We start from the raw sequence: 18,407 nt of genomic DNA on the forward strand, positions 1-18,407 counted from the left end.
TCAACGAGTCAGCGGATGGCCAACGGGGGAACTAGAAGTCCCAGTCGTCGTCTTCGGTGTTGACGGCCTTGCCGATGACGTACGAGGAGCCAGACCCGGAGAAGAAGTCGTGGTTCTCGTCGGCGTTCGGCGAGAGGGCCGACAAGATGGCCGGGTTCACGTCGGTGACGCTCTTGGGGAACATGGCCTCGTAGCCGAGGTTCATCAGCGCCTTGTTGGCGTTGTAGTGCAGGAACTTCTTCACGTCTTCGGTCAGGCCGACCTGGTCGTAGAGGTCCTGCGTGTACTGCACCTCGTTCTCGTACAGCTCGTACATGAGGTTGAAGGTGTAGTCCTTGATCTCGTCCTTGCGCTCCTGCGTGGCGCCCTCGAGACCCTTCTGGAACTTGTAGCCGATGTAGTAACCGTGCACGGCTTCATCGCGAATAATCAGGCGGATGAGGTCGGCCGTGTTGGTGAGGCGGGCGCGGCTGGAGAAGTACATCGGCAGGTAGAAGCCAGAGTAGAACAGGAACGACTCGAGCAGCACCGACGCGACCTTGCGCTTCAGCGGGTCGTCGCCCTGGTAGTAGTCCATCACGATGGACGCCTTCTTCTGCAGGTTCTCGTTCTCGGTCGACCAGCGGAACGCCTCGTCGATCTCCTTCGTCGAAGCGAGGGTCGAGAAGATCGAGGAGTAGCTTTTGGCGTGCACGGACTCCATGAACGCGATGTTCGTGTAGACGGCTTCCTCGTGCGGGGTGATCGCGTCGGGGATCAGCGAGACGGCGCCGACGGTGCCCTGGATCGTGTCGAGCAGGGTGAGGCCGGTGAACACGCGCATGGTGAGCTGCTGCTCCACCGGCGTGAGCTGGTTCCAGGACTGCACGTCGTTGGAGAGCGGGATCTTCTCGGGCAGCCAGAAGTTGTTGACGAGGCGGTTCCAGACCTCGACGTCTTTCTCGTCTTCGATCTTGTTCCAGTTGATCGCGTCAACGTGGGAGACGAGCTTGAGCTTGTCAATCATGATTATTTCCTCTTGGTGATACGTCGTTGATCGAGCTTGTCGAGATTCGCGTACGTGGTCTCGACAAGCTCGACCACCGTTTCCTACTACGAGACTAAAGGGCGCAGCTGACGCAGCCCTCCACCTCGGTCCCCTCGAGGGCCATCTGGCGCAGACGGATGTAGTAGATCGTCTTGATGCCCTTTTTCCACGCGTAGATCTGGGCGCGGTTGATGTCGCGGGTGGTGGCGGTGTCCTTGAAGAACAGGGTCAGCGAGAGGCCCTGGTCCACGTGCTGCGTCGCAGCGGCGTAGGTGTCGATGACCTTCTCGTAGCCGATTTCGTAGGCATCCTGGTAGAACTCGGTGTTGTCGTTCGTCATGAACGGCGCCGGGTAGTAGACGCGGCCGAGCTTGCCTTCCTTACGGATCTCGATCTTCGACGCGATCGGGTGGATCGACGCGGTCGAGTTGTTGATGTACGAGATCGACCCGGTCGGCGGCACGGCCTGCAGGTTCTGGTTGTAGATGCCGTGCGCCATGACGGATGCCTTGAGCTCCGCCCAGTCGGCCTGCGTGGGGATCGCGACGTTGGAGTTCGCGAACAGCTCGGCGCCGCGGGCGGTGGACGGCTCCCACACCTGGTCGGTGTACTTGTCGAAGAAGGCACCGGAGGCGTAAGTCGAGTTCTCGAAGCCCTCGAAAGCCGTCTGGCGTTCGATGGCGATCTTGTTCGAGGCGCGCAGAGCGTGGAACAGCACCGTGTAGAAGTAGATGTTGGTGAAGTCGATGCCCTCTTCGCTGCCGTAGTAGATCCGCTCGCGGGCGAGGTAACCGTGCAGGTTCATCTGGCCCAGGCCGATGGCGTGCGACTTGTCGTTACCGGTCTCGATCGACCGCACCGAGGCGATGTGGCTCTGGTCGGAGACGGCGCTGAGCCCGCGGATGGCGGTGTCGACGACACGACCGAAGTCAGGCGCATCCATGGCCAGCGCGATGTTCATCGAGCCGAGGTTGCAGGAGATGTCCTTGCCGATGGTGTCGTAGGAGAGGTCCTCGTTGTACGTGGTCGGGGTGTTGACCTGGAGGATCTCGGAGCACAGGTTCGACATGTTGATGCGGCCCTGGATCGGGTTCGCCTTGTTCACGGTGTCTTCGAACATGATGTACGGGTAACCGGACTCGAACTGGATCTCGGCGAGCGTCTGGAAGAAGTCGCGGGCCTTCATCTTGGACTTCTTGATGCGCGGGTCGTCGACCATCTCGTGGTACTTCTCGGAGACCGAGATGTCGGCGAACGGCACGCCATAGACGCGCTCGACGTCGTACGGGGAGAACAGGTACATGTCCTCGTTGTTCTTGGCCAGCTCGAAGGTGATGTCGGGGATGACCACGCCGAGAGAGAGGGTCTTGATGCGGATCTTCTCGTCGGCGTTCTCACGCTTGGTGTCGAGGAAGCGCATGATGTCGGGGTGGTGCGCCTGCAGGTACACCGCGCCGGCGCCCTGACGGGCACCGAGCTGGTTCGCGTAGCTGAAGGAGTCTTCGAGCAGCTTCATCACGGGGATGATGCCGCTGGACTGGTTCTCGATCTGCTTGATCGGCGCGCCGGACTCACGGATGTTGGAGAGCAGCAGGGCCACGCCGCCGCCGCGCTTGGACAGCTGCAGCGAGGAGTTGATGCCGCGGGAGATGGACTCCATGTTGTCTTCGATGCGAAGCAGGAAGCAGGAGACGAGCTCGCCGCGCTGCGCCTTGCCGGAGTTCAGGAAGGTGGGGGTCGCGGGCTGGAAGCGGCCGGCAATGATCTCCTCGACGAGAGCGATCGCGAGCTCTTCGTCACCCTGGGCCAGGCCGAGGGCGGTCATCACGACGCGGTCCTCGAAGCGCTCGAGGTAACGCTTGCCGTCGAACGTCTTCAGCGTGTACGAGGTGTAGTACTTGAACGCGCCGAGGAAGGTCTGGAAGCGGAACTTCTTCGAGTAGGCCAGGTCGTTGAGGCTGGTGATGAACTCGAAGGTGTACATGTCGAGCACAGCCTGCTCGTAGTACTCCTTCTCCACCAGGTAGTCGAGGCGCTCACGCAGCGAGTGGAAGAACACCGTGTTCTGGTTCACGTGCTGCAGGAAGAATTCCCGGGCGGCTTCGCGGTCCTTGTCGAACTGGATCTCCCCGGTCGGGCCATACAGGTTGAGCATGGCATTGAGGGAGTGATAGTCCATGTCGAGCCCGGAGGGCGGGCTGATCGGGGTGACCTTCACGGCTGTTGCTTCCAAAATTCTTCCAATCCTTCGTGAACGGTGGCGACGTCGTCCGGGGTGCCGAATACTTCAAATCGATACATGTGGGGCACGCCGCACTTCTGCGCGATGATGTCCCCGGCCAGGCAGAACGCCTCGCCGAAATTCGTGTTGCCGGCGCCGATGACGCCGCGGATGAGTGAGCGGTTGCGCTCGTCATTCAGAAAACGAATGACCTGGCGCGGAACGGCCGGACCCAGGCTGCCGCCACCATAGGTGGGGACGACGAGCACATACGGGCGCCGGGCGATGAGCGGCGCATCCTTGGGATAGAGCGGGATGCGGGCGGCGGGCCGACCGAGCTTCTCGACAAACCGGGCGGTGTTGCCCGAGATGCTGGAGAAGAAGACGATGTCCACGTCGCCGGCGTCAACGCCGGCGTCGGTGACTCCATCGACCGAGCCGACGGTGGACTCGCGAGTGGAATCAGCCTGAAGCAGCATGGGTCCCCTTTTCGTGCGAGTTGTGCGGTCGGCGCCCCCCAGGCGCGGTGCTGATTACGCCAGGCGGGCGGCCAGTTCGTTGATCTTGTCGGGGCGGAAGCCCGACCAGTGGTCCTCATCGGTGATGACGACGGGCGCCTGCAGGTAGCCGAGCGCCTTGACGGCCTCGAGTGCGTTCTCGTCGGCCGACAGGTCGAGGATGTTGTACTCGATGCCCTTGCTGTCCAGGGCGCGGTAGGTTGCGGTGCACTGCACGCAGGACGGCTTGGTGTAAACGGTGATTGCCATCTGTAAGGCCTCTCGTATCGTTCTCGTCGTTCAGGACCGTGGCAAAACTATGCAAACCCGTGGTGAAGACGTAATGGAAATGTGCTGGAAAATGCACCCGACAGGTGCGAAGTTCTGGTTTAAGCGTGGTGCGATTGCTTGGACTTCAATACTACATCTAGTGATCCCGGAAGGGAACAGCCACTACATGCGGGAATTACAATTATGTACTTATCCACTGACATTCCACCGGTTGTCAACAGGCCGGTACGGTCGAACTCCGCAGAATCACGCGGGTAGAGACGAAGTTATCCACAGGCCGAATCAGCTGCTGATTTTCGACCTGTGGAATCCGCCGCCGGGCGCGTCGGGAGCGTCGCAGACCGCCCGGTCGCCACGCTCAGGTCTTGCGTTTGCGGGAGACCACGAACCTCTGCAGCAGCACGAAGGCGAGCAGGATACCGCCGGTGATGATGGTCGTCGCTTCCGGCGGGATGCCGCCGTCACGGGTGATGAGCACGTTCATCAGCCCAAGCACCAGGGCACCGATCACGGAGCCGAGCACGAAGCCGGCGCCGCCGGTGAGCAGTGTCCCGCCGATGATGACCGCGGCGATGGCGTCGAGCTCCCAGCCCACCCCGGTGATGTTCTGCGCGATGCCGAGCTTGGAGGTGTAGACCACGGCGGCGAGCCCGGCGAGGGTGCCGCTGATGATGTAGATCGCCAGCTTCGTGCGCACCACCGGCAGGCCCATCAGCAGGGCCGACTGCTCGGAGCCGCCGATCGCGTACACAGTGCGCCCGAACCGGGTGCGGTGCAGCAGGAAGAAGGCCACGATCACGACAGCTGCGGCGATGAGCACGTTGGGCGTGGTCACGAGGTCGTCGATCTTCGGTCCGTCGTAGACCTTCCACTGGGTGGAGAGGGTGCGGATCAGCGAGTCGTCCTCGAGCCGTTGCGGCGTCGTGCTGAGGATGGAGGCGAGCCCGCGGGCGAGGAACATCATCGCGAGAGTGGCGATGAAGGGTTGCACATTGAAGTACTGGATCAGTACCCCGGAGGCGACGCCGAAGACCGAGCCGACCAGGATCATCAGCACCATGACGACGAGCGGGTTCCAGCCGGCGTTGGCGAGCATCACCCCGACCAGGCTGCTGATGGCGATCACCGCCCCCACCGATAGGTCGATCCCTCCGGTGAGGATGACGAAGGTGAGACCGACCGCCAGGATGATCAGGTAGGCGTTGTTGATCAGCAGGTTCGAGATGGTGCTGAACGCCACGATCCGCCCGTAGGCGATCTCGCCGTAGATGAGCATGGCGACGAAGATCGCCACAGCGGCCAGGGTCGGCAGGGTTTCCAGGTTCGGCTTCATTCGCGACAGCAGCGAGGGTGCTGCGGCCGGCCGATCGAGTTCGGTCATGGTCATGCCTGCACCGTTTCCTTTTCCGCGATGATGACGCGGGTTCTGCGCCGATTGAACATTGACCGAACCCTGGGTGATTGCAGCAGGCAGATGATCACGATGACGATGGCCTTGAAGGCCGGGGTCGCCGACGATGGGATGGACATGTAGACGATGGTCTTGTCCAGGGTCGCGATCAGCAGCGCGCCGATGATGCTGCCGGTGAGCGAGAATTTGCCTCCGGCCAATGAGGTCCCGCCGATGACCACCGCGAGGATCGCATCCATTTCGGCGGTCATGCCCGTCTTGGCCACCTCCACCGTCATGACGCTGGCGGTGCTGAAGATCCCGGCGACACCGGCGAGCACGGCGCTCACTATATATACGGAGACGAGGATGCCCACGGGACGGATGCCGGCCATCCGCGCGGCCTTGGGGTTGATGCCGATGGATTCGATCATCAGGCCCAGCGCGGTGCGCCGCACCAGCGCGGCCAGAACCGCCACGATCAGCACGGCGATGACGAACACCACGGGGAACCCGAGGAAGGTGCCGTTGGCGATCCACCGGAACGATTCGTTCGTGGCCGAGGTGTTCTGCCCAGACGTGATGACCTTCGCCAGGCCCCGGCCGGCGAGCATCATCACGAGGGTCGTGATGAACGGCTGCAGGCCCACGATCGAGACGAGGATGCCGTTGAGGGTACCGAGCACCGCGCTGATGCCCAGCGCCAGGAGCACGGCCACGATCGCGGTGCCGAACGACCCGGTGCCGGTGTTGTTCATGAATTCCATCGAGACGGCACCGGCGACGGCCATCACCGACCCGACCGAGAGGTCGATGCCGCGGGTGGCGATCACCAGGGTCATGCCCACGGCGATCATCATGATCGGCGCACTGGCCCGCAGGATGTCGATGACATTGCCGGACAGATTGCCGGTGGCGGGGTTCACCGACACCCCGAGGTAGCCGGGGTTCTTGGTGAGGTTGACGATCAGCAGCAGGATGAGGGCGACGATCGCCCAGACGTACGGCTGGTGGAACAGTCCGGTGACCATCCGCACCGCTGTGGACGACCGTGAGGCGGGGATGCTCATGAGACGATCCCTTCTGACGCGATCAGATCGACGATGGACTCCGCGGTGACGAGCGGTCCGTTGACGATCTCCCCGATCTTCCGACGGTCTTTCAGCACGATGATGCGTTCGCTGAGGCGCACGACTTCCTCCAGTTCGGATGAGATGAAGATCACCGACATGCCGTCGTCGGCAAGCGCAACGATAGTCTCCTGGATCTCGGCCTTGGCTCCCACGTCGATGCCGCGAGTCGGTTCGTCCAGAATCAGCAGTTCGGGCTGGGTGGCCAGCCAGCGGCCGAGCAGCACCTTCTGTTGGTTGCCGCCGGAGAGGTTCTTCACGGTGCGTTCGGGGTCAGCGGGTCGCACGTTCAGTTCGGTCAGGTACTTGTCGCAGATGGCGGCCTGCTCCTTGCGGGAGAGCGGCCGGGCCCAGCCGCGCCGGGCCTGCACGGCCAGCACCAGGTTCTCGCGCACGGTGAGGTCGCCCACGATGCCCTCGTCGCGCCGGTTCTCGGTGGAGAAGGCGATCTTCTGCGCGAGGGCGCCGACCGGGCTGGTGACGTCGGTGGTCTTGCCGTCGATGGTGACGACGCCGGAGTCCGGCTTGTCTGCCCCGTAGATGAGCCGGCCGAGTTCGGTGCGGCCGGAGCCGAGCAATCCGGCCAGGCCCACCACTTCGCCGGCGTGCACCTCGATGTCGACGGGCTCGATGGAGCCTTTCCTGGTGAGGTCCTTCGCGCTGTAGAAGGGCGCACCCCCCGAGTGAACGACCCTGGAGCGGTGGGAGCCCAGGGAGTTGAGCGTCTCCACGTCCTTGCCGATCATCTCAGAGATGAGCTGGTTGCGCGACAGCTCTGCGGTCTGGTGCTCGCCCACGACGATGCCGTTCCGCAGCACGGTGAGCCGGTCGCTGATTGCGTAGACCTGGTCGAGGAAGTGCGAGACGAACAGGATGGCGACGCCCTCGTCGCGCAACCGGCGGATGACGGTGAACAGGCCCTCGACCTCGTTCGCGTCCAGGCTCGAGGTCGGTTCGTCGAGGATCAGAACTGTGGAGTCGGTGACCATAGCGCGGCTGATCGCGACCAGCTGCTGCAGGGCGAGGGAGATGCTGGACAGCGGCTGTCTGGGGTCGAGGTCACCCAGGCCCAGCCGGATCAGGGCCTCATGGGCGGCCTCATGGGTCTTCCGCCAGTTGATGCCGATCGGCCCGCGGATCTCGTGACCGAGCATCACGTTCTCGCCCACGGTGAGGTTGTCGCACAGGTTGACCTCCTGGTACACGGTGGAGATCCCGGCGTTCTGCGCATCCGCGGTGCCCGCGAACCGGCGCTGAACGCCGCCGACGGTGATGGTGCCGGAGTCGATCTTGTACACACCGGTGAGGGCCTTGATCAGGGTGGATTTACCGGCCCCGTTCTCGCCCATCAGGGTGTGCACTTCGCCGGGGAAGAGTCGGAAGTTCACGTTTTGGAGAGCCTTGACCCCCGGGAACTCGATCGAGATGTTCTCCATCTCGACGATCGGCTCTGTCACGGCCGGAGCTGTCGTTGCCATTTCTCTGCCTGGTCGTCCTGCCGGCGGGCCGGCCTCGTCATTGAGTAGCGTGTCATTGAACAGCGGGGTGTTCGTCCCTGCGGCCTGAGCGGCCGCAGGAACGAACACGGTACCGCGGGTTAGTACTGACGGTCGGGCAGGGCCGCCGTTGCCGCCTCGGGCGAATCGAAGGTCGTGCTCGGCACGACGATCGAGGACTCGACGTCCTCGCCGGCCAGGGCCGCGTTCACGACCTCGATGGCGTCTTCACCGAAGAGCGGGTTGTACTCGGCCACGAAGCTGAGCCGTCCGGCCGCGAGGGCCTCGAGCGCGGCCTGCGTGCCGTCGATGGTGATGATCTTCACGTCGGTGCCGGGGGTCAGGCCGGCCTCTTCAACCGCGAGAGCCGCACCGAGGCCCATCTCGTCGTTTTGTGCGAACACCAGCTGGATGTCGTTGCCGTTGGCCTTGAGCATGGTCTCGAAGACGCTCTTGGCCTCTTCGGTGGACCAGTTGGCCGACTGGCTCTCGAGCTTGACCAGGTTGTCGGAGACGGCCTCGTCCCAGCCCTTGTTGCGGTCGTTGACCACGGAAAGCCCTGGCGGGCCTTCGAGGACGACGTAGTTCGCGCCATCTGGGAACTGCTCGTTCGCCCATTCGGCGGCCGATGCGCTGATGCCCACGTTGTCGGGCGCGATCCGGCTGGTGTACAGGCTCTCGTCGTTCGGCTCGATGCCGCGGTCAAGCAGCACCACGGGGATCTCGGCCTCCTGCGCCCGGTTGAGCACGTCTTCCCAGCCCGTCGCCTCGGTGGCGGAGAGCAGGATCGCATCCACGCCCTCGTCGATGAACGAGGTGAACGCGGTGATCTGCGAGTTCTGGTCGCCATTGCTGGACGGGGCGTACTTGAGGTCGAACCCGTTCTCGGTCGAGAACGCATCCTGGATGTTCTGCTCGTTCGCCGTGCGCCAGCCGCCCTCCGGACCGACGGCAACAAAGCCGACGGTAGTGAGCTCGCCGCCGTCGTCACCGGATGCGGCGGGTTCGTCAGACCCCGATGAACAAGCGACGAGGCTGAACGCCAGTGTTCCGGCGAGGGCCAAGCCCGTGAACGCCCGGAACCGTGTTGTGGGTGCCATGTGATCTCCTCCTTGAGACCTGCCGGCACGAGCGTCGTGCCTGCAGAATGAATGTGTCGAGTGAACTGCTGCGGTGCCCTTGGCGACCTGTGATCGCTAACAATTCGCACTTAGCCAGCCGCTTGGTAGTTTCTGACTTCAATGTCGGAATCAATTGTTAGCCTTCACAATCGCTCTTTTCGGAGGCTATCCGCCTCCCCGAGCTGTTGTCAAGGCCTGCTCACTGGGTTGAAAATCAAATTCGCACCTGTTGCGCCGAACCAGTTGTGAACCCTAACATTCAGGGGACGAGGAGGTCGCGCCGTGTACGAGAGCAGAGCCGAACCGATCGTCGTCATGAGGGGCATCACGGTCACGTTCCCGGGCGTCACCGCGCTGGACTCCGTGGACTTCAGACTCTTCCCCGGCGAGGTGCACTCGCTGCTGGGCGAGAACGGCGCGGGCAAGAGCACCCTGATCAAGGCGCTCACCGGCGTGTACCGCATCGATGGCGGACAGATAGAGGTCGGTGGGGCGGCCGTGGACTTCACCACCCCTGCCGATGCCCAGCGGGCCGGCGTGAGCACCGTGTACCAAGAGATCAACCTCCTGCCCAATCTGAGTGTCGCCGAGAATATCCTGCTCGGACACGAGCCGCGGCGCCCGTGGGGTGGCATCGACTGGCCCCAGACCCGTCGGCAGGCCGGCGAGATGCTGCGCGGGATGAACCTCGAGATCGACCCCGCATCCACCCTGTCGACCCATTCGCTCGCCGTGCAGCAGCTCATCGCCATCACTCGGGCCGTCGCCGTTCAACCCAAGGTGCTGATTCTCGACGAACCCACCTCGAGCCTGGACAACGACGAGGTAACCGAGCTCTTTCGGGTGATCGCCCACCTCAAGGAGGCCGGCGTCGCCATCCTGTTCATCTCGCACTTCCTGGAGCAGGTCTACGAGATCTCCGACCGGCTCACGGTGCTGCGTGACGGTCGGCTCGTCGGCGAATACCTCACGGATGAGCTGCTCCGGATCGACCTGGTGCAGAAGATGGTCGGCGCCGAGATGACTGCCCTGTCGGAGATGCAGACTCGCACCAGTGAGCGGGAGGTCGAGGAGGCACTGGGCGGCGAGCTCCCGCTGGTCAGCGCCATCGGGCTGGGCAGGGACGGCGCCCTGGAGCCTATCGACCTTGCCGTCTACGAGGGCGAGATCGTCGGCATGGCCGGCCTGCTCGGTTCCGGCCGCACCGAGCTCGCCCGGCTGCTCGCCGGCATCGACCGGCCGGACAGCGGTGGCGTGTCCGTGGATGGTTCGGTGCGGCGGTTCCGCGGGCCGAGGGATGCGCTGAAACGCCGCATCGCCTACGCCTCGGAGGACCGTCGTGGTGAGGGCATCATCGGGGACCTGACTGTGCGCGACAACATCGTGCTGGCGCTGCAGGCCGATCTCGGCTGGTTCCGCCGCATCTCCCGCAAGCGACAGGACGAGCTCGCGCAGAGCTACATTCAGGCGCTGAACATCCGCCCGCCCAACCCGGAGGCGCTGGTGCGGCACCTTTCCGGCGGCAATCAGCAGAAGCTGCTGCTCGCCCGCTGGCTGGCCATCGCCCCACGCCTGCTGATCCTGGATGAGCCGACCAGGGGCATCGACATCGGCGCCAAGGCCGAGATCCAGAATCTTGTGACCAATCTCGCCGAGAACGGTCTGGCCGTCGTCTTCATCTCCGCCGAACTCGAAGAGGTGTTGCGGATCAGCAACCGGGTCGCGATCCTGCGCGATCGCAAGAAGGTTGCCGACATCCCCAATCACGACCTCACCGTCGAGAGGTTGCTCACCGTCATCGCCGACGGCGCGGAGGACGACGACGAGGAACTCCGGGGGGCCGAGCGGTGATCCGCGCCGCCGCCCGTCTGTCAATCGGCGCACAGGGCACTCGTCTAGAATCGGGGACAGAACCCAGCACTGGGTGGGCTGGCCGTAAGTTCCGCGAGACGATCGACCGCGGACTGGTTGAGCCTCGTCAGCCGCAGGGAAAGGGATCGCCGTGAGAGAGGAAACTCCCCGCCAGGCGACCATTTTCGACGTAGCGCGGCTCGCCGGGGTATCGCACCAAACGGTCTCCCGGGTGCTCAACGATCTGCCCAATGTGCGGCCGTCCACCCGGGTGCGGGTCGAGGACGCTATCAAGAAGCTGCGCTACGTGCCCTCCCCCGCCGCGCGTGCTCTGGTGACCCGCCGGTCGCGCACCATCGGGTTGATCGCCACCGGCACCCCCGAATTCGGTCCGGCGTCGACACAGCTGTACTTCAATGCCGCCGCCAGAAAGGCCTCCTGGTCGGTCTTCACAGCCAGCCTCATCGACACCGAACCGGCGGCGATCCGGGCCGTCATCGAAGCGTTCCTCCGCCAGAACGTCGAGGGCATCGCCGTCATCACCAGCCGGCAGGGCGTGGTCGATGTGGTCGCGGGCATGGAACTGGCCGTGCCCGTTGTAGCGCTCGAGGCGACACCGCGGGCCGGCATCACCACCGTCGGCGCTAACCAGTACAGCGGAGCCCGGACCGCCGTGGCCTACCTGGCCGGGCTCGGCCACCGGCACATCGCCCACCTAGCCGGTCCGAGCGACTCCATTGACGCGCGCGAGCGGGAGCGTGGCTGGCGCGACGAGCTGGCCGCCCGCGGCCTGGAGGCCCGCCGCATCGGCATCGGCGACTGGTCGCCCTCCGCGGGCTACAGCTTCGGCATGGCCTGCGACCTCGACGGACTCACCGCGATCTTCGCGGCGAACGACCAGATGGCGGTTGGGCTCATGCACGCCCTGTCCGATCGGGGCCGGTCGGTTCCTGCGGATGTCAGCATCGTCGGGTTCGACGATGTGCCAGAGGCCGAGCACCTGTCTCCGCCGCTCACCACGGTGCGGCAGGACTTCGAGCGCATCGGCCGGGATATGCTCGGCGAGTTGCTCGGCCAGATCAACGGCGACGGCTCCCCGGTGTCGGCATCCGTTCCCGCCCTGATCGAGCGTGCCTCCACCCGCCGCCTCACCCCCAACCCCTGACCCCGCGCCCACGCCGCCCCTCCCCGCCTTCCACCCGGCCCAAGCCGCCGCTTCGCTGGCTCGCAGCGCACCATAGTGCTCGCAGCGCACCTCCCGTGGCGCACAAGCCTGCGCTACCGACACAAACCTGCGCCGCCACGCCAAGCGACCCGACGGCACCGGGCAATCCGCCGCGTGTCCCCTGATGCACGGGGGCACACGCCGCGCGCATTCACCACGTGTCAGCCCGCGGCGCCCGCTCCTCCACAGGGATGCCCTTCGCCGGCTTCTCCACGGCGCTCGGCGCCGCAGCCGGGTGACGATCGGCACCGAGGGAGGCTGCAGCATGACTACCTCCCCGCGCTCGTCATCCGGTCGAACTTTCACCCAGAAGACCCCAGCGACTGACCTCCCACCAGCCGCAGGTCATCCCGTTCTCCAACGCGCGGAGGAGGTGGCGCTGCGATTCGGTGGGCTACTCCCGGCCGAGGCCCTGCGGGAGGCCGGCGTGCCACCGCACAGCCTCCGGCGGCTCTGCGGTGAGGGCGTGCTGCACGGCATCCGCCGCGGCGTGTACGTGGCTGGGGCGCAGTGGCGCGCCGCTGACACGGGCGAGCGCTACCGTTTGTTGGTTCGGGCCACGGTACTCACAGCCGGCAACAGCCCAGTGCTGTCACACCACTCAGCCGCGGTCCTGCATGGTCTCCCGATCATCGGTGCCTGGCCCGCTACCGTCCATACCCTCATGCCCGGGAGTGGCAGAGGCAGCACAGCGCGCTTCACCACCAGCCACAACGGGCCAACGTCCGAGGTTGTGGAAGACATTGATGGCTGCCGCGTCACACCACTCGCGCGCACCCTGGTGGATGTGGCTGCCACGTCGTCCTTTCTGGTCGCGGTGACGATGGTGGACCACGCGCTGCGGGTCGAGCAGGAACGCGTGTTGCGGGAACAGCTACGGCGCGGCGATGTGCCACCCATGCCAGAACGTCCGGCCCTCACCAAGGAGGACCTGTACTGGGAGCTGGACCGAGTCAACCCGCGCACAGGTCGGCGCCACGTCGAGCGGGCGATCGAGTTCGCCAGCCCACTGGCCGCCAATCCCGGCGAGACCCTCAGCCGGGTACGCATATTCCAGCTCGGGTTCGCGGCACCGGAATTGCAGGTGCGCTTTCCCGACATCCTCGGCGGCAACGCCTACGTGGATTTCTTCTGGCGGCGGGTGCGCAAGATCGGCGAATTCGACGGGTTCCTCAAGTACGGCGCAGGAGCCGTGCTCGGCGATCGGGACCCCAGCACCGTGGTGTGGCAAGAGAAACAGCGCGAAGACGCTTTGCGCGCCCGCGTGAAGAGTTTCGACCGCTGGGGGTGGGACCTCGCTCTCGCGCCCGGGCGGTTCCACGCTTTTCTCACCGAGCGGGGTGTACCTCGAGCCTGAGCGGGTGGCACGTCAGCGGTGTCCCTCCTCGAGTATCCCTCCCTCTCAGCGCAGCTTTCACTCGCAGCGCAGCTTTACGCTCGCAGCGCAGCTTCGCGCTCGCAGCGCAGGATGTAGCCCGACACAACCTGCGCTGCGAGCAACACCCTGCGCTGCGGGCAGAACGCAGCGCGGCGGGCGCAGAAAGACCGCCGGCCCCGCATCCGTAGAGAGAATGCGGGGCCGGCGGCCGGGTCGAACAGTCGGGCTAGCGGCCGCCGGCGCGACGCTTGTTGTAGACGTCGAAGGCCACGGCGAGAAGCAGCACGAGGCCCTTCACGGCCTGCTGCCACTCGATGCCGATGCCCATGATCGACATACCGTTGTTCAGCACACCGATGATCAGACCACCGATGATGGCGCCACCGATGGTGCCGACACCACCCTGCACGGCCGCGCCACCGATGAAGGCGGCGGAGATGGCCTCGAGCTCGAAGCCGTCACCGGCCTTCGGGCCGGCCAGGTTGAGGCGGGCGGTGAAGATCAGGCCGGCGAGGGCAGCGAGCACGCCCATGTTCACGAAGAGCCAGAACGTCACGTTGCGGGTCTTCACACCGGAGAGCTCAGCGGCGTGCAGGTTGCCACCGATGGCGTAGATGTGGCGACCGAAGACGCTGCGGTTCATGATGACGCCGTAGACCAGCACGAGCACGGCCAGCACGATCAGGGTGACCGGGATGCCCTTGTAGGAAGCGAGGGCGTAGGCGAACAGGCCGATGCCGGCGGTGATGAGCACGAGCTTGCCGACGAACCAGACGAGCGGCTCGACTTCCTGGCCGTACGAGGCACGGCCACGACGAGTGCGCACCTGCTGAATGATCAGGGCGATGATCGCCAGGGCTGCGACGCCGAGGGTCAGCGGGTCCAGCTCGAACTCGCCGAAGACATCCGTGAGGAAGCCGTTACCCAGGGCGCGGTACTCGGCCGGGAAGGAACCGATGTTGGCGTTGCCGAGAACCGCGAGCGCAAGCCCACGGAAGATCAGCATGCCGGCCAGCGTCACGATGAACGCCGGGATGCCCACGTAGGCGATCCAGAAGCCCTGCCAGACACCCACGAGGGCGCCGACCAGGAGCGACAGGATGATCGACAGCCACCAGGGCAGGCCCCAGGTCACCGCGAACACACCAGACACGGCACCGACGAAGGCGGCGACGGAGCCGACCGACAGGTCGATGTGGCCGGCGATGATGACCATCACCATGCCGACCGCGAGAACGAGGATGTAGCCGTTCTGCACGATCAGGTTGGAGATGTTCTGCGGCCGCAGCAGGATGCCGTCGGTCAGGAAGCTGAACAGCACGACCACCACGATCAGGGCGACGAAGATGCCGTTCTTGCCGAGGTCGGCGATGACGTGGCTGAGCCACTGGCCCGCCTTGGAGTTGCTGGGGTTGACTTGTGCACCTGCGGCCGTGTTGCTCGCCGGCTTGGTTTCGAGATCACTCATTTTGACGTTTCTCCTATTCCGATAGCGCCGACGCTAACGGGCCTTTTCCATGGTCATGTGCTTGATAAGGGTCTCCGGGGTGGCATCGGTGATCGGGAATTCTCCCGTGATGCGGCCCTCGGAAAGGGTGTAGATGCGGTCGCAGATGCCGATCAGCTCGGGCAGCTCCGACGAGATCACGATGACGCCCTTGCCCTGTGCGGCGAGGGCGTTGATGATCGCGTAGATCTCGTACTTGGCACCGACGTCGATGCCGCGGGTGGGCTCATCGAGGATCAGCACATCGGGGTTCGAGTAGATCCACTTCGACAGCACGACCTTCTGCTGGTTGCCGCCGGAGAGCTTCCCGGTCTTGGCCAGCACGGTCGGTGCCTTGATGTTCATGCTCGTGCGGTACTCGTTGGCAACCTTGAACTCTTCGTTGTCGTCGACGAGACCACCCTTGACGAGCTTGCCCAGCGCCGCCATCGAGATGTTGCGCTTGATGTCCTCGATGAGGTTGAGGCCGTAGGTCTTGCGGTCTTCGGTGGCGTAGGCGATGCCGTTGTCGATGGCCTCGGTCACCGTGCGGGTCTTGATCTCCTTGCCGCCCTTGAACACCTTGCCGCTGATCCGGCTGCCGTAGGTGCGACCGAAGAGGCTCATCGCGAACTCGGTGCGCCCGGCACCCATGAGGCCGGCGATGCCGACGATCTCGCCACGGCGCACGTTGAGGTTGACGTTGTCCACCATCACCCGGGTGGGGTCCTGGGGGTGGTGCGCTGTCCAATCCTCGACCCGCAGGATCTCCTCGCCGATGTTCGGCGTGTGATCGGGGTAGCGGTGTTCGAGGTCGCGGCCGACCATGTCCTTGATGATGCGGTCTTCGGTGACCTCCTGCTTGGCGATCGTCTCGATGGCCTTGCCATCGCGGATGACCGTGACGGCGTCGGAGACCTTCTTGATCTCGTTCAGCTTGTGGCTGATGATGATCGAGGTGATGCCCTGGCCCTTGAGGTGCAGCATCAGGTTGAGCAGGTGGTCGGAGTCCTCGTCGTTGAGGGCGGCCGTCGGCTCGTCCAGGATGAGGAGCTTCACGCGCTTGGAGAGGGCCTTGGCGATCTCCACGAGCTGCTGCTTGCCGACGCCGATGTCCATGATCTTGGTGGTCGGGTTCTCCCGCAGACCGACCCGGGCGAGGAGCTTGACGGCCTCGCTGTTGGTCTTGTTCCAGTCGATCAGGCCGAGCGCGCCGCGCTGCTCGTTGTTGAGGAAGATGTTCTCTGCAATGGAGAGGTAGGGACTCAGGGCGAGTTCCTGGTGGATGATCACGATGCCCTTGGCTTCGCTGTCCCGGATGTCTTTGAACTCGACGATCTCGTCTTCGAAGACGATGTCGCCGGTGTAGGTGCCGTGCGGGTAGACGCCGCTGAGCACCTTCATAAGCGTGGACTTGCCCGCGCCGTTCTCACCACAGATGGCGTGAACTTCGCCGCGAGCGACATTGAGTGTCACGTCCTGCAGCGCCTTGACGCCGGGGAAGGTCTTGGTAATACCGCGCATCTCGAGGATGTTGGTGGTCACGAGCGTTCCTTTCTTGGGTCTAATACGGTGTGATGACCGGCCGGCGGGGCTGGACGCCCCGCCGGCCGGTCACGAGCACGTGACTCTTAGCCGTCGATCTCGGCCTGGGTCCAGTAGCCGCTGTCAACCAGCTGCTCCGTGATGTTGTCCTTGACCACGATTGCGGAGTCGAGGAGGTAGGAGTCCACAACCTTCACGCCGTTGTCGTAGTCGGTGGTGTTGTTGATCTCCGGCTCTTCACCGTTCAGCAGCGCGAGGGTCATCGAAACGGCGACCTCGGCGAGCTTGCGGGTGTCCTTGAAGATCGTGGCGTACTGCTCGCCTGCAACGATGGCCTTGACCGAGTCGAGCTCGGCGTCCTGGCCGGAGATCGCGGGCCAGGTGTCACCCAGCGAGTAGCCGGAGCCCTCGAGGGCAGAGATGATGCCTCGGGAGATGCCGTCGTACGGGGAGAGAACGCCGTTGACAACGCTGCCGTCAGAGTACGTCGACGTCAGGATGTTCTCCATACGGCTCTGTGCCTCTTCACCATCCCAACGCAGGGTTGCAACCTGCTCGATGTCGGTCTGGCCGCTCTTGACCACGATCGTCTTGCTGTCGATCAGCGGCTGGAGGACATCCATCGCACCGTCGTAGAAGAAGAACGCGTTGTTGTCGTCCAGCGAACCGGCGAACAGCTCGACGTTGAACGGGCCGGCCGGGGCGCCGTCGATGGGCGTTCCGTCCAGCTCGACCAGGCCGAGGCCGTTCAGGAGCGACCAAGCCTGCTGCTGGCCAACCTTGAAGTTGTCGAACGAAGCGTAGTAGCTGACGTTCTCGGTGTCGCGGATCAGGCGGTCGTAGGCGATGACGGGGATGTCGGCGTCTGCGGCGTCCTGGAGCACGCTGGTCAGCGTGGTGCCGTCGATCGAGGCGACGATCAGGGCCTTGGCGCCCTTGGTGATCATGTTCTCGATCTGCGAAACCTGCATGGGGATGTCGTCTTCTGCGTACTGCAGGTCGACGGTGAAGCCCTCGGCTTCGAGCTGTTCCTTGACGGCGTTACCGTCGTTGATCCAGCGCTCGGAGGACTTCGTGGGCATTGCGACGCCCACAAGGCCGCCGTCGCCGGCGCCCTCGCCGCCGCCGCCGCCGCCGCCGCTGGAGCAAGCTGCGAGCGAGATAACCATGGCTCCGGCAGCCAGGGTTGCGAGGAATGCTTTCTTCTTCACTGTGGTTCCTTTCGGTTTTTCAATCGACGTTGATGTCAAATCGTGTGAAGCGGGTAGTGCGTGTGATTACAGGCCTTGCGCCAGGCGGTAGTACGCCTGGTTCCAGCGCACCTCGCGGGAGAAGTCCCGCAGGGTGGTGGTCTCATCGATCACGAGAAGCTCAGTGCGAGCGATCTCGGCGAAATCTTGGAACACCTCGATGCCGACGGCGGTCGACATGACGGTGTGGTGGGCGGCGCCGGCGGTGAGCCAGGCGGCGGCTGAGGTGGCGAAGTCGGGGGCGGGCTTCCAGACGGCCCGGCCGACGGGGAGCTTGGGTAGGGCTTCGGTGGGTTCGACGACCTCGACGACGTTCGCGGTGAGGCGGAACCGGTCGCGCATGTCGCTCATCGCGACGACCACGGCGGGGCCGGGGGCGGCGTTGAAGACCAGGCGCACGGGGTCGTCCTTGCCGCCGATGCCCAGCGGGTGGATTTCCAGGGTGGGCTTCTCGGTGGCCAGTGACGGGCTGACCTCGAGCATGTGCGCGCCGAGGATC

Annotated in this window: 14 protein-coding genes and 1 pseudogene; 3 read left to right on the forward strand and 12 right to left on the reverse strand. The window is 64.6% G+C overall.

Features of this window, described 5'->3' with window-relative positions:
- Nucleotides 1-31: 31 nt before the first annotated feature.
- From nrdF to CTB96_RS09685, 8 genes are all read right to left on the reverse strand, one after another.
- Nucleotides 32-1,006, reverse strand: a complete 975-nt coding sequence (gene nrdF / locus CTB96_RS09650) for a class 1b ribonucleoside-diphosphate reductase subunit beta (RefSeq protein ID WP_110126719.1) — start codon at nucleotides 1,004-1,006, stop codon at nucleotides 32-34.
- A 94-nt stretch (nucleotides 1,007-1,100) separates the two neighbouring features.
- Nucleotides 1,101-3,206 (reverse strand): class 1b ribonucleoside-diphosphate reductase subunit alpha, encoded by a 2,106-nt coding sequence (gene nrdE / locus CTB96_RS09655; RefSeq protein WP_110126742.1) that lies wholly within the window; start codon nucleotides 3,204-3,206, stop codon nucleotides 1,101-1,103.
- 35 nt (nucleotides 3,207-3,241) lie between these two features.
- On the reverse strand, nucleotides 3,242-3,643 hold the full coding sequence (gene nrdI, locus CTB96_RS09660; protein ID WP_248283312.1) for a class Ib ribonucleoside-diphosphate reductase assembly flavoprotein NrdI: 402 nt from the start codon (nucleotides 3,641-3,643) through the stop codon (nucleotides 3,242-3,244).
- Between the two features lie 138 nt (nucleotides 3,644-3,781).
- Nucleotides 3,782-4,015 carry a glutaredoxin-like protein NrdH gene (gene nrdH, locus CTB96_RS09665; RefSeq protein WP_110126721.1) on the reverse strand — a complete coding sequence of 78 codons (234 nt, stop codon included), beginning with the start codon at nucleotides 4,013-4,015 and terminating at the stop codon, nucleotides 3,782-3,784.
- Between the two features lie 379 nt (nucleotides 4,016-4,394).
- A complete protein-coding gene (locus CTB96_RS09670) occupies nucleotides 4,395-5,417 on the reverse strand; it encodes an ABC transporter permease subunit (RefSeq protein ID WP_110126743.1) in 1,023 nt (340 codons plus the stop codon).
- Between the two features lie 2 nt (nucleotides 5,418-5,419).
- On the reverse strand, nucleotides 5,420-6,496 hold the full coding sequence (locus CTB96_RS09675; protein WP_110126722.1) for an ABC transporter permease: 1,077 nt from the start codon (nucleotides 6,494-6,496) through the stop codon (nucleotides 5,420-5,422).
- Nucleotides 6,493-8,034, reverse strand: coding sequence for a sugar ABC transporter ATP-binding protein (locus CTB96_RS09680; protein ID WP_110126723.1), 1,542 nt, complete (start codon nucleotides 8,032-8,034; stop codon nucleotides 6,493-6,495). The genes CTB96_RS09675 and CTB96_RS09680 overlap by 4 nt, the downstream gene beginning before the upstream one ends.
- A 119-nt stretch (nucleotides 8,035-8,153) precedes the next feature.
- Entirely contained in the window at nucleotides 8,154-9,152 is a 999-nt protein-coding gene (locus CTB96_RS09685) for an ABC transporter substrate-binding protein (protein ID WP_110126724.1), read from the reverse strand.
- Between the two features lie 336 nt (nucleotides 9,153-9,488).
- Here CTB96_RS09685 and CTB96_RS09690 point away from each other — a divergent pair, with 336 nt between their 5' ends.
- The 3 genes from CTB96_RS09690 to CTB96_RS09700 all read left to right on the forward strand — a co-directional run bounded on the left by CTB96_RS09690 (nucleotide 9,489) and on the right by CTB96_RS09700 (nucleotide 13,606).
- Nucleotides 9,489-11,024 (forward strand): sugar ABC transporter ATP-binding protein, encoded by a 1,536-nt coding sequence (locus CTB96_RS09690; RefSeq protein WP_110126744.1) that lies wholly within the window; start codon nucleotides 9,489-9,491, stop codon nucleotides 11,022-11,024.
- Nucleotides 11,025-11,175: 151 nt separating this feature from the next.
- Complete coding sequence (locus CTB96_RS09695) at nucleotides 11,176-12,189, forward strand: LacI family DNA-binding transcriptional regulator (protein WP_219993245.1); 1,014 nt, start codon at nucleotides 11,176-11,178, stop codon at nucleotides 12,187-12,189.
- A 433-nt stretch (nucleotides 12,190-12,622) separates the two neighbouring features.
- Nucleotides 12,623-13,606, forward strand: a complete 984-nt coding sequence (locus CTB96_RS09700) for a hypothetical protein (RefSeq protein WP_110126726.1) — start codon at nucleotides 12,623-12,625, stop codon at nucleotides 13,604-13,606.
- A 247-nt stretch (nucleotides 13,607-13,853) separates the two neighbouring features.
- On the opposite strand, the gene mmsB is transcribed toward CTB96_RS09700, so the two are convergent.
- The 4 genes and pseudogenes from mmsB to CTB96_RS09720 form a co-directional block, all read right to left on the reverse strand.
- On the reverse strand, nucleotides 13,854-15,095 hold the full coding sequence (gene mmsB / locus CTB96_RS09705; protein ID WP_110126727.1) for a multiple monosaccharide ABC transporter permease: 1,242 nt from the start codon (nucleotides 15,093-15,095) through the stop codon (nucleotides 13,854-13,856).
- Between the two features lie 33 nt (nucleotides 15,096-15,128).
- Entirely contained in the window at nucleotides 15,129-16,658 is a 1,530-nt protein-coding gene (gene mmsA / locus CTB96_RS09710; RefSeq protein WP_110126728.1) for a multiple monosaccharide ABC transporter ATP-binding protein, read from the reverse strand.
- 86 nt (nucleotides 16,659-16,744) lie between these two features.
- Nucleotides 16,745-17,869, reverse strand: a complete 1,125-nt coding sequence (chvE, locus tag CTB96_RS09715) for a multiple monosaccharide ABC transporter substrate-binding protein (RefSeq protein ID WP_282433130.1) — start codon at nucleotides 17,867-17,869, stop codon at nucleotides 16,745-16,747.
- A gap of 66 nt (nucleotides 17,870-17,935) precedes the next feature.
- Nucleotides 17,936-18,407, reverse strand: a pseudogene (locus CTB96_RS09720) (L-arabinose isomerase); the annotation flags it as partial.

The organism is Cryobacterium arcticum, from assembly GCF_003185895.1.
GTDB lineage: Bacteria > Actinomycetota > Actinomycetes > Actinomycetales > Microbacteriaceae > Cryobacterium > Cryobacterium arcticum.

Excerpts from the sequence above, each read along its gene's own strand:
- nrdF (WP_110126719.1), bottom strand. The coding sequence starts at position 1,006 with ATGATTGACAAGCTCAAGCTCGTCTCCCACGTTGACGCGATCAACTGG.
- nrdE (WP_110126742.1), bottom strand. The coding sequence starts at position 3,206 with ATGGACTATCACTCCCTCAATGCCATGCTCAACCTGTATGGCCCGACC.
- nrdH (WP_110126721.1), bottom strand. The coding sequence starts at position 4,015 with ATGGCAATCACCGTTTACACCAAGCCGTCCTGCGTGCAGTGCACCGCA.
- CTB96_RS09670 (WP_110126743.1), bottom strand. The coding sequence starts at position 5,417 with ATGACCGAACTCGATCGGCCGGCCGCAGCACCCTCGCTGCTGTCGCGA.
- CTB96_RS09675 (WP_110126722.1), bottom strand. The coding sequence starts at position 6,496 with ATGAGCATCCCCGCCTCACGGTCGTCCACAGCGGTGCGGATGGTCACC.
- CTB96_RS09680 (WP_110126723.1), bottom strand. The coding sequence starts at position 8,034 with ATGGCAACGACAGCTCCGGCCGTGACAGAGCCGATCGTCGAGATGGAG.
- CTB96_RS09685 (WP_110126724.1), bottom strand. The coding sequence starts at position 9,152 with ATGGCACCCACAACACGGTTCCGGGCGTTCACGGGCTTGGCCCTCGCC.
- CTB96_RS09690 (WP_110126744.1), top strand. The coding sequence starts at position 9,489 with ATGAGGGGCATCACGGTCACGTTCCCGGGCGTCACCGCGCTGGACTCC.
- mmsB (WP_110126727.1), bottom strand. The coding sequence starts at position 15,095 with ATGAGTGATCTCGAAACCAAGCCGGCGAGCAACACGGCCGCAGGTGCA.